Raw genomic sequence first — 13,878 nt, 5'->3', positions numbered from 1 at the left:
ATTGGCCGTAGTCCTCCTGGCCTTCCGGCTGCTGACGGCCCAACCGACACCGGAAGCCGCGCCCAGCCCTGCCGTGGTGGCGGCTTCGCGGGCGCCGATCCTCCAGCCTGGTGAAGGCTTCGCCATCACCCTGGGGGACGGCGAGGTGCGGGCCTACGGTGAGGCCCGGAAGGAGGCCCCCATGGGCAGCCTCGCCAAGCTGGTCTGGATGCGGCTGGAAGGAGCGGCGTGGTCCAGCTCCGGAGTCCAGTACCGCTGCAAAGGGTCCGACGGGGCCTTCGTCTGTTGGAACCGTGAAGGCCACGGCCGGGTGGATCTGGGCCGGGCCCTCCAGGAGAGCTGCAACCTGGCCTTCCTGGCCTGGATCGCAGGATCCCGAGAACAGTGGCTGCAGGACTACGGACCCGATGCGGCCCGGGCCCGCCTCGAGGAGGTCTTCGGGCCCTTCCTGGGCCGGCGCCTCCCCCCGGGGGAAGGGCTGCCGCCCCTGACACCGGCCTGGGTGGGTGATGGGGACCTGCTACGGACTAGCCCCGAGGCCTTTCTCCGGTGGCTCATGCAACCGGACCAGGCGGAGGTGGTCACTTTCGGGAAGCGCTACCTGGCGGGCTATTGGGTGGAATTCATGGACCTGTTCGGCAAGGAGGGCTGGTGGTTCAAGACGGGCACCGGCCCGGTGCCAGGGGATCCCGCCGCCACCAGCGCCTGGGTGGCGGGCGGGCGCGGATCCGTCCTGGTGGTGCTCCACCTTCCGCGAGGCCGTGGCAAGCAGGAAGGCATGGCACGCGTCCGGGAGATTCTGGGACTGAAGCCTTGATCGTCCTGCTCGCTCCAGTCCCTGCGCCGCCCTTCATGCCACCCGTGATCGAAGGTGATGAAGCAGCCCAGGGAGCGGTCGAGGAAGCTTTGCGCTCGGCCTTCACAGCTTCCGCGGCCTTCGGACCCTGGCCCGCGGGCCCATGGCGCGTGATCATTCATCCCGATGCAACGGCCTTCGAGCGGGCCACCGGAGCTCCGATGGCGCGCAGTGGCCAGTGGGTGGGCGATACGCTGCATCTGCGACCCTGGGATCAGCTGCGGCGGCGGGAGCTGGGCGCGATCCTCCGGCATGAACTGACGCACCGGCGCTTGCGGAGCGCCGGGCTGCGCCGCTGGAGGGAGGAGGCCCGGTGCCTGTGGGCGGAGAGCCATCCCAGTCCGCCGAAGGCCTGGCCTGTCTCTCCCTTGGCCGGGGTTCAGGCGCACCTCGATCGAGCCCTGACCGGCGGCGGCACCCGCGAGCAGGCCTGGGCCTACCGCTGGCTGAGGGCGTGGCTGCGACACGAGCCATGGCCGGAGGCGCCGAAGGGGCGGCGCGCCGAGGCCGATGGGTGGACCAAGGAGGCAGTCAATTTGGCGGAAACCATCACCGTGGTCTGGCCCGCCGAAAGGCTCCGGGGACCGCTCACCGTGAATGGACAATTATTGTCTCATCGTTCCGGAAAGCACTGGCGATTCCGCGGGCAGGTGCGGTTCGGGCCGGGCTTCCCCATCCAGAGCCTGGACGGCGGGGTGCAGGTCGATGCGAAGCCACACGGGTGGCGTCTTGCCTGGACGGCTTCCAGGGCCGCCTGGATCGCCGCCGCCACGGAAGGAGAACTTGGCGTGGAGGCGCCCATCGAGGCGAGGCGGGCCCTGGCGGCGGTACTCGGACGGTGGCTGGAGGGCCATCGCCACCAGCATCCGGGTGGTGTCCTCTGTCCCCTGACTCACTGCGCGGTGGTGCGGGGTAGCGCCTCGGCCGGCACGGTCCGCGCCGCGGCTGCGGCTCCCCGCCTGGATCTGGATTCCCGCTGGGCTTTCTTCACCGGCTCAGCCGGAGGCCGCTCCCTCAGTCCTCGCGAGGTCTGGGGTGAGGGACCCGAACGCCCTGGCGGGGCTGCGGAGGTTCCAGGCGATCGTTGGCTGATGTGGGAACGCACGCTCAGTGCCACCGACGTTGCCGCGCTGAAGGGGGATGTGCGCCCAGGTCTGAAGCCGGGCCAGCGGGGCCTGCGCCTGGGGGGCTCTGGGCCCTATGCCGTCGAGGATCTGCGCCTGGCCGCTGGGCGGCGCTTCGGCTGGACCACTTGGCCCAGCAACGCCTGCGAAGCCGAGGTCCAGTCCGATGGAACGCTGCGGCTGCGCGGACACGGCTGGGGCCACAATGTGGGTCTCTGCCTCGCCACGGCCCGTTTCAGCGCGGCCCAGGGCGCTACCGCGGAGCAGATTCTGGCCGAAGCATTCCCTGCGTCCTGGCGGACACCATGACGTGGTGGGTGTACCTGCTCCGCTGCGCCGATGGCACGCTCTACTGCGGCATCGCCCTCGATGTGGAGGCTCGGCTGAACCTGCATCAGGCAGGCAAGGGCGCCAAGTACACCCGGGGCCGAGGGCCCCTGGAACTGGTCTATCGCGAAGTCTGCGGCTCGAAGGCCGAGGCGCTCAGGCGGGAGCGTGCTCTCAAGCGACTGAAGCGCCCGGCCAAGGAGGCATTGATCAGTGCCGCCGTTACAGGAAGACCGTGATCGCGACGCGGATGCCCGGATAGCGGGGGTTGACCAGGTAGTAGCCATCCCCGTAGTAGTCGACGTACACCTCATCGGTCAGGTACCAGTCATCCACCCAAAACTCCGGCCAGGGATCCACCATGAGGAACCAGTAGCCTCCGCACCTGAACCGGGGATAGCCCTGATAGATCACGGGACGGCTGCCGAGCCGGAAGGGATGCGCGTAGCCGAAGTGGGAAACGAACTGCGGCTCGGGAATGCGGTAGCCGCCATAGCCTCCGCGCTGGGCCCAGGTCCGGTGGTCGCGCTCCCAGTGCTGGGCGCGATGTTCCCGCCAGCTGGAATGGGCCGGCCAGGCGTCGCGGCGCCAGGTGTCCCGGGACTGCCAGGCGCGGGCCGTCTCAGCCGCACGCGGCGAGGGGCGAGCCATTCGCCCCTGCGGGCGGGAGGGTTCCCGGTTCGAGGGGGAACGCATGGTTCCGCGCTGCGGTCTTGGTTCCATGCGCCCTTCGGATCGGCCCGGCCGCTCCTGTCGTTCCGGCCGCGCCTGGCGTTCGGGCCCAGGGATGGGGCGGGCTCGCTCCATGTCCCTCGTGGGGCGAGGCGCTTGAGGTGTAGCCCTCATGGGCGAAGGTTGTTCTCGGCCTCGTTCAGGGCCTCGCTCGGGGGCGCGACCCTCCCGGGGACGCTCAGGTCGGGGGCCTTCCTCCCGCCGCTCGTGCTGGGCGGAGGCGGGCAGGGCCAGACCTGCCAGCAGCAACAGAACCAGGGAACTGGACGTTCGTTGGCGCGTCATGGAATCCTCCTTTCCACATCCTCGATGGAGGCACTGGATAAGATGCGTTGAAAGCAGAATCTGTGCCTGTCCATCCCCTCCACAATCGGATCCGGCAGGCTCCCGAGGCTTTAGTGATCGCGCTCGGAAGCCCCGGAATCAGTGCTGCAGCAGGTTCCGCAGCTCGTCCATCTGTGCCTTCGAGGCGAGCGGGCGGGCTGGCTGGGAACCATCGATGGAGACCATCAGCACCTCCGCTGAGTCGGCTTTTCGCGAGCCGTTCCGGGTTTCCACAACCAGGTAGACCGTCCGGCGGAGGCCGTCGTAGTGCCAGCTGCCGCAGGTGGTGCCTGTGGCCGTGACCGCGCGCAAATTCCGGCCGGACGCGTCACAGAGCCAGATCCGGGCTTCGTCGCCTTCGTCCAGACGGCCATTCCCGTTGGTGTCCGAATCGACGATGCTCACCAGCAGGCCGTCGACGCGAGTGTTCCGGCCTTCTTCCCCATCCTCGAGGGTGTCATAGCGGAGGATGAGGCTTTTCCGGGTCAGGAGAGGGTGAGAGGCCTGCGTCTTCGCGTCCACGAAGAGGAGGTTGAACAGTGGGACGCTCGGGGCGCCCTTGCTATAGCTGCCGATGCCGTGGGGTTCCTCGGATTCCTGGGGAAGCCCCTCTACGGGAACGAGCAAGGTGTCTGTGCCCTTCAGGGGCTTCGGAAGGCCCAGGCGGAGGATGGCGGCCTGGGAGGGAGCGTCCGCGCCGGTCGCCGGGGCCCCGGCCGGAAGGCTCTGCCCCCGGTCGCGGGAAGGCCAGAGGGAGGTGAGACCGCCCACAAGGAGCGCGAGCAGGCCCACCAGCAGGAGGGTTCCGGTCACGGCCCAGAGGAGGCGGTTGTAGCGCTGGAGGTCGAAGGTCATGAACGCCCCTTCGCCATCTCCTGGAGTAGGTCCGCCACGGCCTGCGTCGGATCCTCGGCCTTGAAGACAGCATTGCCGGCCACAAGGCAGTCGGCGCCGGCGCGGATGAGGTCAGCGGCGTTCTTCAGACCCACCCCGCCATCCACCTGGATGAAGAAGGGCACGCCGCGCTCAGCGCGCAGAGCATCCAGGCGTTTCACTTTGTCCAACACGCGGGGAATGAAGCTCTGGCCGCCGAAGCCGGGGTTCACGCTCATGAGCAGCACGAAGTCGAAGTCGCCGACGAGATCCACCAGCGTTTCTACGGGCGTGCCCGGATTCAGCACTACGCCGGCTTTGCCTCCCGCCTGGCGGATGGCGGCGAGGGTGCGGTGCAGGTGGGGATCCGCCTCCTGATGGATGCTCACCCAGTTCGCGCCCGCCTTCACGAAATCAGCGGCATAGCGCAGGGGCTCCACGATCATGAGGTGGCAGTCCAGGGGCAGGGTGGTGGCCTTGCGGAGCCCCTCCACCACCGGCAAGCCGATGGTGATGTTCGGCACGAAGCGACCGTCCATGACATCCACATGGACCACCTGGGCTCCGGCGGATTCAATCATCCGGAGTTCCTCGCCCAGCCGCGTGAAGTCCGCGGAGAGCAGGGAAGGGGCCAGCAGAGGGGTCGCGGGGCGGAGGCTCATGCGAATCAGTGTGCCAGCGGAACTTCCACTCCGTTCACCCACAAGCGCCCCGGCTTAACCTTCCGCAGGGCCTCGGGGCTGAGGCTGCCCAGGGGTGCTTGCACCCACAGCAGGTCGGCTACGGCGTCCTTCTGCAGTACGCCCAGCTCTTTGGCGCGACCGACGGCAGCGGCGTTGCCCGCGGTATAGGCGCGAACGGCCTCGGCGCGGGTGAGGCGCTGGGCGGGCAGGAAGCCCCCAGGCGGGTTGCCATTGGGATCCTGGCGGGTCTCGGCGGCGGCCAGGGCGATAAAAGGATTGGCGGCTTCCACCGGGGCGTCACTGCCGAAGGCCAACAAGGCGCCGCCATTCACCAGGCTCCGCCAGGGGAAGGCATCGCCCACCCGTTCCGGGCCGAGGCGCGCGGGGGTCCAACCATGGTCCGAGGTGCAATGGACGGGCTGGATGCTGGCCACCACGCCGAGCTTTCCGAAGCGGGCCACGTCCTCGGAGGTGACGATCTGGGCATGCTCAATGCGCGGAGGCAGGTTGCCCGGCCGGCCGGCCTTGCGCTCTGCGGCGGCGATCAGGTCCAGGGCGGCCCGGTTCGCGGCATCGCCGATGGCGTGAATAGCCGGCTGGAACCCGGCCCGCATGGTGATCGAGACGTCCAGCGCGACCTTGGCGGGATCCGTGACCCACAGGCCTCGGGTGGTGGGCTCATCAGCATAGGGCGCCAGGAGCCGCGCGCCGCGGCTGCCCAGGGCACCATCCAGGTAGAACTTCACCCCTTGGACCTGGAAGAAGGACAGGTTCTTCGCCCGGCCCTGCTTCAGTTCCCGGAGCATGAGGGCGTGGTCGTGGTTCAGGTAGGCGAAGACCCGGATGGGTAGGGCCCCGGTGGCAGCCATGTGCCGGTAGGCGGCCAGCTCGCGGGCCCCCACGCCCATGTCCGCCACGGCCGTGAACCCGTCGGCGCGCAGTGAAAGAAGGCCGGCCTTCAGACGCGCTTCCAGCTCGGCGGAGCTGGGTTCAGGAATGAGCTTTTCCACGAGCTGAACCGCAGCATCCAGCAGGATGCCCGTGGGCCGGCCGGCGGCATCCTTGAGGATGCGACCCCCCTCGGGATCCGGTGTCTTGGGGCCGATGCCGGCCATAGCCAGGGCTGCGCTGTTCACCCAGGCGGCATGACCATCCACACGCTGGAGGAAGGCAGGCCGGGTACCGGTGAGTGCGTCGAGGTCCACGGCCTTCGGGAAGGTCTTGCCCGACCAGCGGTTCTGGTCCCAGCCCCGGCCCAGCAGCCAGCCCTGGGGGTGGGCCGCGGCCCAGACGCGGATGCGCTCCAGGGTTCCGCGGAGGTCCGCCTGCCCGGTGAGATCCACTTTCCGGCTAAGGGCCCCCAGCCCGCCCACATGCGCATGGCCCTCGATGAGGCCCGGCAGCAGGGTGCCCCCGGGAAGGTCGATGCGCTGGGCCTTGGGGTGGGCCTTGACCAGGGTGTCGACAGGCCCGACCGCGAGGATCCGCCCCTTCCGGATGACCAAGGCCTGCCCATGCTGCAGCCCCTGGGCGGTCCACAGATCGGCGCCCTGGATCAGGCGATAGGAAACGGGGGGGGCGGCGGGTGGCATCGGCATGAGCAAGTTCCTTGGGGTTTCCTGGAAGGATAGCTTCCCGAACCGCCGGCCCAGACGTGCGCGAACCCGTCCCAGAGGCTGGCCCTCATGGAGGTCCGGAAGAAGGGCATCGAAAGAGCAGTGGCTCGGGTTATTTGATTGGATAAAAACGCAGTTATTTGAATATTAAAATTTGTATTACATGAACTTGTGCGACTCCCCTCTTGGGGAATCTGGTGTTGGTCGTAGGGAATTGACCTGGAGGTGTTTATGGGAATCAGGGGGCACCTCAGACCAACCCCGCAGAATGGCTGAAGGCTGATTCGGGGGTGTTTTTGAGTGCCCCTGGATGGAAGCGGAGTCGTGCTCCCCTGGTCCCATGCTGGCGGAGCCCACCTCACCGTTGCCACCGGGGCGGCGACTCCTTGGCGACGGAGTCGTTGAACGTCGGCTCGCTCGACCTGGTGTCCCATGGTCATGGGTGTCCAGGTCTCCATCGTGACCGCAGAGAACGCGGTACCTGAGATCGACATGGTGACTTGGCCGGAGCCCGTCGGGGCCCGCGTTCCCGGTGCTATCGTGGATTCCACGGAGGCCTCATGTACCAGAAGGATTTCCTGGACCAGGTGCGCACGCAGCTCGCAGTGCCTGAGGATCCGGCGAAGCTCCGCCAGCGCACCTTCGAGACCAGTTCGGGCATCCCGCTGAAGAACAGCTACACGCCCGCGGACCTGGCAAATCATGATCCGCTGCGGGACCTGGGGGCGCCGGGCAAGTTCCCCTTCACACGTCATGTGCAGCCGACCGGCTACCGTGGGCGCCTCTGGACCATGCGCCAGTACGCGGGTTTCGCCACGGCGGAGGAGAGCAACGCGCGCTACCGGTACTTGCTGGAACAGGGCACCACGGGCCTCTCCGTGGCCTTTGACCTGCCGACGCAGATCGGCATGGACCCCGACCATCCCATGGCCCTGGGCGAGGTGGGGAAGGTGGGCGTGAGCATCAGCTCCATCCACGACATGCGCACCCTGTTCCGGGACATTCCGCTGGACAAGGTCAGCACCAGCATGACCATCAACGCGCCGGCCAGCGTGCTGCTGGCGTTGTACCTCGCCGTGGCGGAGGAGCAGGGTGTCAGCTGGGACAAGGTGAGCGGCACCATCCAGAACGACATCCTCAAGGAATACATGGCCCGCGGCACCTATATCTTCCCGCCGCGCCAGAGCCTGCGCCTCATCACCGACATTTTCTCCTTCTGCGCGGACCAGGTTCCCAACTGGAACACCATCTCCATCTCCGGCTACCACATTCGCGAGGCGGGCTGCACGGCGGCCCAGGAAATCGCGTTCACCCTGGGCGACGGCATCGCCTATGTGCAGGCAGCGCTGGATGCGGGGCTGAAGCTGGAGGCCTTCGCGCCGAGACTCAGCTTCTTCTTCAATGCTCATAACCAGTTTTTCGAGGAAGTGGCCAAGTTCCGCGCCGCCCGACGCCTGTGGGCCCGGATCATGAAGGAGCGTTTCAAAACGGACGATGCAAAAAGCCAGATGTTGCGTTTCCACACGCAAACGGCCGGCAGTACGCTCACGGCTCAGCAGCCGGACAATAACATCGTGCGCACGACCGTGCAGGCCATGGCCGCGGTCTGCGGCGGCACCCAGAGCTTGCACACCAACAGCCGGGATGAGGCCCTGGCCCTGCCCACAGAACAGAGCGCCATGATCGCCTTGCGCACGCAACAGATCCTGGCTCATGAGTCCCGTGTGGCAGATGTGGTGGACCCCTTCGCGGGGAGCTACCTCATCGAGTCCCTGACGGACGAGTTGGAGGCTCGTGCCTCTGCGCTGCTGGCCAAGGTGGACGAGCTTGGCGGCATGGTCGCCGCCATCGAAAAGGGCCTCCCTCAGCGGGAGATCCAGAACGCCGCCTACGCTTATCAGAAGGCTGTGGAGAAAAGCGAGCAGGTCGTGGTCGGCGTGAACCGTTTCGCCATTCAAGGCGAAGTGGCGCCTGATCTTCTGCGGGTGGACGAGTCTCTGGGCGAGACTCGGCGCCGTCAGGTGGCGGCCGTGCGAGCAGGGCGGGACCAGGCCGTCGCCTCAGCCCGGCTGGCGGAACTCACCGCCGCTGCCAAGGGCACGGAGAACCTCATGCCGCGCATCGTGGCGGCCGTGAAGGCCGAAGCCACCGTGGGGGAAATCTGCGATGCCCTGCGGATTGTTTTTGGGGAGTATCAGGAGCATCTGGTGGTGTAATGAATCAAACCCCAACGTGGTCTTGTGAGATTGCCTAATCCAGGTACCCTTATTGCAATGCTGTGACCAACCCGTCCCGCCCTGTGCGGGACCCCATTCCGGAGGCACCATGCGCATTGCCACCCTCATCGCCGCTGCGGCGCTGATTTTCGCCATTCCCGCTCAGGCCAAGATGCCCTTCGTGAAGAAGGCCCAGGAACTGGGTTTCACTGAGGTCAAGGACTGCAAGGCCTGCCATGTCGGCGCCCCCAAGAAGGGTGGCGAGATGAACGCCCGCGGCAAGTTCCTCCTGGAAGCCAAAGCCAAGCACAAGGCTGCTGACGTCGATCTCAACTGGCTGAAGGACTACAAGGGCAAGTGAACCGCAGCAGTTGGTTCGTGATCACCGCCGGGCGGGTTTTCCGCCCGGTTTTTTCTGTACCCATCGAAACTGTCCACAATGAATTCCGACAAATGTAGCGACATATATTCATTTATACAAGCACTTCCGATGTTGCTTCTTGCCGTGATCTAGATCACCAACAGGTATCTTAATGGGAGGTAAACGCGCTAGGCTGATAGCTGACATGTGAGGTAGCTATGCGCCTGCTGCTAGCCGGACTGCTCTCCGTATTCCTTGCGGCGGGTCCTCCCTCGGCCAAGGACTGCGTCTCCTGCCACGACATCGATCTGGCCAAGTTTGCCACCACGAAACACGGCAGCATGGCCTGTACGGATTGCCACAGCAGCATCACGAGCCTGCCCCACGCGGACAAGCCAGCGCCGGTGAAGTGCGCGGCCTGCCATGAAGATCAGGTCAAGGCATATGGGAAGAGCGTCCACGGAGTCGCCAAGCAGAACGGGATGACCGACGCTGCTACCTGCGCCTCCTGTCACGGCCCCGCCCACGGGATCCTCGGCGCCAGCGATCCGGCCTCGAAGGTGGCCAAAAAGAATTTGGCGGATACCTGCGGCAGTTGCCACTCCAATCCCGACTTCCTCGCCAAGCATCAGATCCCCTTTGTGAAACCGGTGGAGGCCTACCGTCTGAGCGTCCATGGCCGCGAAGTGGCCAAGGGGAATGCCAGTGCGGCCTCCTGCTCCGACTGCCACGGCAGCCACGACATCCTGGCCTCGCGGGATCCCAAGGCCAAGGTGAACCGGGCCAACGTGGCGGAGACCTGCGGTGTCTGCCATAGCGACATCCAGGCCATCTACGCCGATAGTGTCCACGGGCTGGCCGTCAAGCGAGGCTCCAAGGACTCCCCCACCTGCACGACCTGCCACGGTGAACATGACATCCTGGCCCCTTCGGAAACCGGCTCCCTGGTGAATGCCACCCGGGTATCCACCAGCACTTGCGGCCGCTGCCACGGGGACGAGCGCCTGAACACCCGCTATGGATTTGGCGATAAGGTCCCCGCCTACCAGGACAGCTTCCATGGCCTCTCCGTCCGGGGTGGTGGCAAGTCGGCCGCCAACTGCGCCTCCTGCCACGGTGTGCACAACATCCTGCCTACAGCCGATAGTCGGTCCACGGTGAACCCGGCCAACCTGGCCCAGACCTGTGGGAAATGCCATCCGGGCGCAAGTGCCAAGCTCGCGGCCACGCCCATCCACGTGCGCACGGCCACCATCACAGAGCACATTTCCGTGCGCTGGATTCGCCTGGCCTACCTGGTGCTCATCCCCCTGACCATCGGGTTCATGCTGCTGCACAACTTCCTTGATTGGCTGGCCAAGCTACGGCGCGGCCCCCATCATGGCGGCACCCACGAAGGGTTCCCGCGCATGAACCTGACCTTCCGTATCACCCATGCCCTGGTGATCGTGAGCTTCGTCTCCCTCGTGATCACGGGGTTCGCGTTGAAGTTCCCCGAAGCGAGCTGGGTGAAGCTCTTCCAGTCGTTCGATCCCACTTCGAGCCTGCGCGGCGTGGTGCATCGCATCGCGGCGGTGGTGATGATGGCGGGCACCGTGTTCCATTTCATCCACCTGGCCATCTCGAAGAAGGACCGGGTGATTCTGGTGGAACTGCTGCCCTCCTGGCAGGACGCCAAGGACATCTTCAACATGTTCCGGTTCAATCTGGGTTTGATCCCGAACCGGCCCACCTTCGGCATGTTCGGCTACGCCGAGAAGATGGAGTACTGGGCCTTCATGTGGGGCACCGTGGTGATGGCCGTGACAGGCATTCTCCTGTGGGCCGAGAACTGGAGCCTGCGGCACTTCCCGAAATGGGTGCTGGACGCGGCCACGGCGGCGCACTGGTATGAAGCCATCCTGGCCACGCTCTCCATCCTGGTCTGGCACTGGTACCTGGTGATCTTCGACCCCGATGTCTACCCCATGGACCTGGCCTGGCTGAACGGCAAGGCCTCCGCGGACCACATCCGGGAAACCCGGCCCGAGTACTACCGGAAGGTCATCGAGAAGCACGAGACCGGTTCAGACAACCCCTGAGATATTGCCCACCCCTTACCCCGCCCCCTCCCCACCCCACAGGAACGACCTATGACCCGAACGCCCTCTGACACTCAGGCTCCGGACGTCGGCAAGCGCCGCAGCGGAAGCCTGCTACTGGCCCTGATCGCCGGCATCCTTCTCGCCACTGCGCCCTTGCATGCAGCCCCCGCCAAGGCGGCAGCAAAGGAGAGCTGCCTCGATTGCCACAGCGACAAGGATCTCACCAAGGAAGGGTCGAACGGCACCACCGTGCCGCTCTTCGTGGATGCCGCCCGGTTTGGCGGTTCGGTGCATGCCTCGCTCTCCTGCAAGACCTGCCATGCCGAGATTCACAAGGACCATCCGGGAGACGGCAACCCGGTACCGAAGGTGAAGTGCGGAACCTGCCACACCGACGAGGAGAAGGTCTATCAGGGCAGCATCCACGGCATGAGCAAGGCCATGGGTGCCTCAGCCGCGGCGAACTGCACCGATTGCCATGGGAACCACTACATCGTTCCTGTGGGGCAGACGGATTCGCCAGTCTACAAGATGAACCTTCCTCAGACCTGCGCGAAGTGCCACTCAAACAAGAACCTCACCGACGAATACAAGATGAAGTACCCCCAGGTGGCTTCCCAGTACCAGGAGAGCATCCACGGGAAAGCGCTGCTCGTGAAAGGGCTCATCGTGGCCCCTGGTTGCAACGACTGCCACGGCATCCATGACATCAAGCGGAGCGTGGATCGCAGCTCACCCATCAACCATGCCAACGTGGCCAAGACCTGTGGCAGATGCCATGTGACGGTGGAGGAGATCTACAACAAGAGCGTTCACGGCCAACTCCTGGCCAAGGGCGATCCCCGCGGTCCGGTATGCATCCAGTGCCACTCCGCCCACCAGATCGAGACACCGGTGAGCGGCCACTTCAAGGCCGGCAGCGACATGGTCTGCGGCAAGTGCCACGCCGACCGCCTGGAGCACTACCGCGATACCTACCACGGCAAGGCCATGGCCCTAGGCAAGGCCAACACCGCCAGTGCCGTGGCCGCCTGCTATGACTGCCACGGGCACCACGACGTCCTGCGGGCCGCGGATCCGAATTCCCGGCTCTCCCCTGCAAATATCGTCAACACCTGCAAGCAGTGCCATGCCAACGCCACCGTCAGCTTTACGAAGTACGCACCCCATGCGAACCCGATGGATCGCAAGAACTATCCGGTGCTGCACTACGTCTTCCTGATCATGACGACGCTGCTCGTGGGCACCTTCACTCTGTTCGGTGCCCACACGCTCCTTTGGCTCTTCCGGTCCATCTGGCTCTACCGCCATGACTCCAAACAGTTCCGCGAGGCGAAGATCAAGAGCCAGGAGGACGATGAACAGTTCACCCGGTTCCAGCCCTTCGAGCGGTTCCTCCACATCCTGGTGGTGACCAGCTTCCTGCTGCTGACCATCACCGGCATGCCGCTGAAGTTCTACTACACCGACTGGGCGAAGGCGATCTTCCGATTCTTCGGCGGGGCTGATGTCGCCCGCACCCTCCATCATTTCGGGGCGGTGATCACCTTCACCTACTTCGCGTTGCACGTGGGCTCCACCTTGGGCCACTTCTGGCGGAACCGTGGCTTCCTGAAAGATCCCGAGACTGGCGCCATCCGCCTGAACCGGATCTTCAAGGCCATGGCCCATCCGGATTCCATGATCCCGACCAAGCAGGACGTGCAGGACTTCGTGGCCCACAACCGGTGGTTCTTCGGCAAGGGGCCGCGCCCCGAGTTCGACCGCTGGACCTACTTCGAGAAGTTCGATTACCTCGCCGTATTCTGGGGCGTGTTCGCCATCGGCCTCTCGGGCCTGATCATGTGGTTCCCGGAGTTCTTCAGCAAGTTCATGCCGGGCTGGATGATCAATGTGTCGCTCATCATCCATTCGGACGAAGCTCTGCTGGCCGCCGGCTTCATCTTCACGGTCCACTTCTTCAACACGCACTTCCGGTTGGAGAAGTTCCCCATGGACACCGTGATCTTCTCGGGTCGCATTTCCAAGTCTGAGATGCTTCATGAACGGAAGCGCTGGTATGACCGCCTGGTGGCCGAAGGCCGCCTGGACAGCTTCCGCGTCAAGGATGAGTGGGAAGCCTGGAAGGGCATTGCCCGCAGTGCCGGCTACATCTTCTTCGGCCTCGGTCTTGTGCTGCTCTTCCTCATCATCTATGCGATGACTTCACGTCTCGCGCATTGAGGAACCCTTGAACGAAAGAGGGGTGCCGTGGGAATCGGCGCCCCTCTTCTCGTTAAGAGGACCTTTTTCCAGACGGACTTTAACTTGTTGATAACAATGTATTAGGAACCGTGACATACCTGTGACTGCCATCACTGACGATTCCAGCCCACTGTCGGAAACTCAAACCAACGATTCGGTCAGGCTCGAATCGGATTCGAGACCTCATCTCCCAGGAGCAAACATGCGCCGCCTCACCCTCCTCACCGCCGCCCTGATCCTGGCCGTGGCCCCGATTGCCTCCGCCAAGCCGACCACCGTCAAGGGTGCCAAGTGCACCGCCTGCCACGTGGGCGCTCCCAAGGACAAGAAGTTCAACGCTGAAGCGACCAAGATGGTCGCGAAGTACAAGGAAGCCCAGTGCAAGGACTGCCACGGGTTCGCCGAGGGCAAGCTGACCAACATCAAGAAGAAGTAGCT

The 13,878-nt window shown here is 65.1% G+C and carries 12 protein-coding genes; 8 read left to right on the top strand and 4 right to left on the bottom strand.

Going from position 1 to position 13,878, the window contains the following annotated elements:
- The first annotated feature begins 1 nt into the window (after position 1).
- Genes NOV74_RS03625 through NOV74_RS03615 form a run of 3 tightly spaced genes read left to right on the top strand, consistent with a single transcriptional unit; the run spans position 2 to position 2,546 of the window.
- Positions 2-817, top strand: coding sequence for a hypothetical protein (locus NOV74_RS03625; protein ID WP_257309338.1), 816 nt, complete (start codon positions 2-4; stop codon positions 815-817).
- Complete coding sequence (locus NOV74_RS03620) at positions 814-2,289, top strand: hypothetical protein (RefSeq protein ID WP_257309336.1); 1,476 nt, start codon at positions 814-816, stop codon at positions 2,287-2,289. Before NOV74_RS03625 ends, NOV74_RS03620 begins: the two co-directional genes overlap by 4 nt.
- Positions 2,286-2,546: a GIY-YIG nuclease family protein gene (locus NOV74_RS03615; protein ID WP_257309335.1), complete on the top strand. Its 261-nt coding sequence runs from the start codon at positions 2,286-2,288 to the stop codon at positions 2,544-2,546. Before NOV74_RS03620 ends, NOV74_RS03615 begins: the two co-directional genes overlap by 4 nt.
- Here the strand turns inward: NOV74_RS03615 and NOV74_RS03610 are convergent.
- The 4 genes from NOV74_RS03610 to NOV74_RS03595 form a co-directional block, all read right to left on the bottom strand.
- Complete coding sequence (locus NOV74_RS03610) at positions 2,530-3,324, bottom strand: hypothetical protein (protein WP_257309333.1); 795 nt, start codon at positions 3,322-3,324, stop codon at positions 2,530-2,532. The two genes, NOV74_RS03615 and NOV74_RS03610, sit on opposite strands and share 17 nt — an antisense overlap.
- 138 nt (positions 3,325-3,462) lie before the next feature.
- Entirely contained in the window at positions 3,463-4,218 is a 756-nt protein-coding gene (locus NOV74_RS03605) for a hypothetical protein (RefSeq protein WP_257309331.1), read from the bottom strand.
- Positions 4,215-4,898, bottom strand: a complete 684-nt coding sequence (gene rpe / locus NOV74_RS03600; RefSeq protein ID WP_257309330.1) for a ribulose-phosphate 3-epimerase — start codon at positions 4,896-4,898, stop codon at positions 4,215-4,217. Before rpe ends, NOV74_RS03605 begins: the two co-directional genes overlap by 4 nt.
- 5 nt (positions 4,899-4,903) lie before the next feature.
- Positions 4,904-6,517 carry an amidohydrolase gene (locus NOV74_RS03595; protein ID WP_257309329.1) on the bottom strand — a complete coding sequence of 538 codons (1,614 nt, stop codon included), beginning with the start codon at positions 6,515-6,517 and terminating at the stop codon, positions 4,904-4,906.
- A 578-nt stretch (positions 6,518-7,095) separates the two neighbouring features.
- Here NOV74_RS03595 and NOV74_RS03590 point away from each other — a divergent pair.
- The 5 genes from NOV74_RS03590 (at position 7,096) to NOV74_RS03570 (ending at position 13,876) form a co-directional block, all read left to right on the top strand.
- Complete coding sequence (locus tag NOV74_RS03590; protein ID WP_257309327.1) at positions 7,096-8,751, top strand: acyl-CoA mutase large subunit family protein; 1,656 nt, start codon at positions 7,096-7,098, stop codon at positions 8,749-8,751.
- Positions 8,752-8,860: 109 nt separating this feature from the next.
- Positions 8,861-9,112, top strand: a complete 252-nt coding sequence (locus NOV74_RS03585; RefSeq protein ID WP_257309326.1) for a hypothetical protein — start codon at positions 8,861-8,863, stop codon at positions 9,110-9,112.
- Positions 9,113-9,330: 218 nt separating this feature from the next.
- On the top strand, positions 9,331-11,193 hold the full coding sequence (locus tag NOV74_RS03580) for a cytochrome c3 family protein (RefSeq protein WP_257309324.1): 1,863 nt from the start codon (positions 9,331-9,333) through the stop codon (positions 11,191-11,193).
- A gap of 51 nt (positions 11,194-11,244) precedes the next feature.
- On the top strand, positions 11,245-13,419 hold the full coding sequence (locus NOV74_RS03575; protein WP_257309322.1) for a cytochrome c3 family protein: 2,175 nt from the start codon (positions 11,245-11,247) through the stop codon (positions 13,417-13,419).
- Positions 13,420-13,642: 223 nt separating this feature from the next.
- Entirely contained in the window at positions 13,643-13,876 is a 234-nt protein-coding gene (locus tag NOV74_RS03570) for a cytochrome c3 family protein (RefSeq protein ID WP_257309321.1), read from the top strand.
- The last annotated feature ends 2 nt before the right edge of the window (positions 13,877-13,878 follow it).

The organism is Geothrix fuzhouensis (assembly GCF_024609325.1).
GTDB classification, from domain to species: domain Bacteria; phylum Acidobacteriota; class Holophagae; order Holophagales; family Holophagaceae; genus Geothrix; species Geothrix fuzhouensis.
Note: the sequence above shows the minus strand (reverse complement) of the source record. Positions and strands in the feature narration are given on the sequence as shown.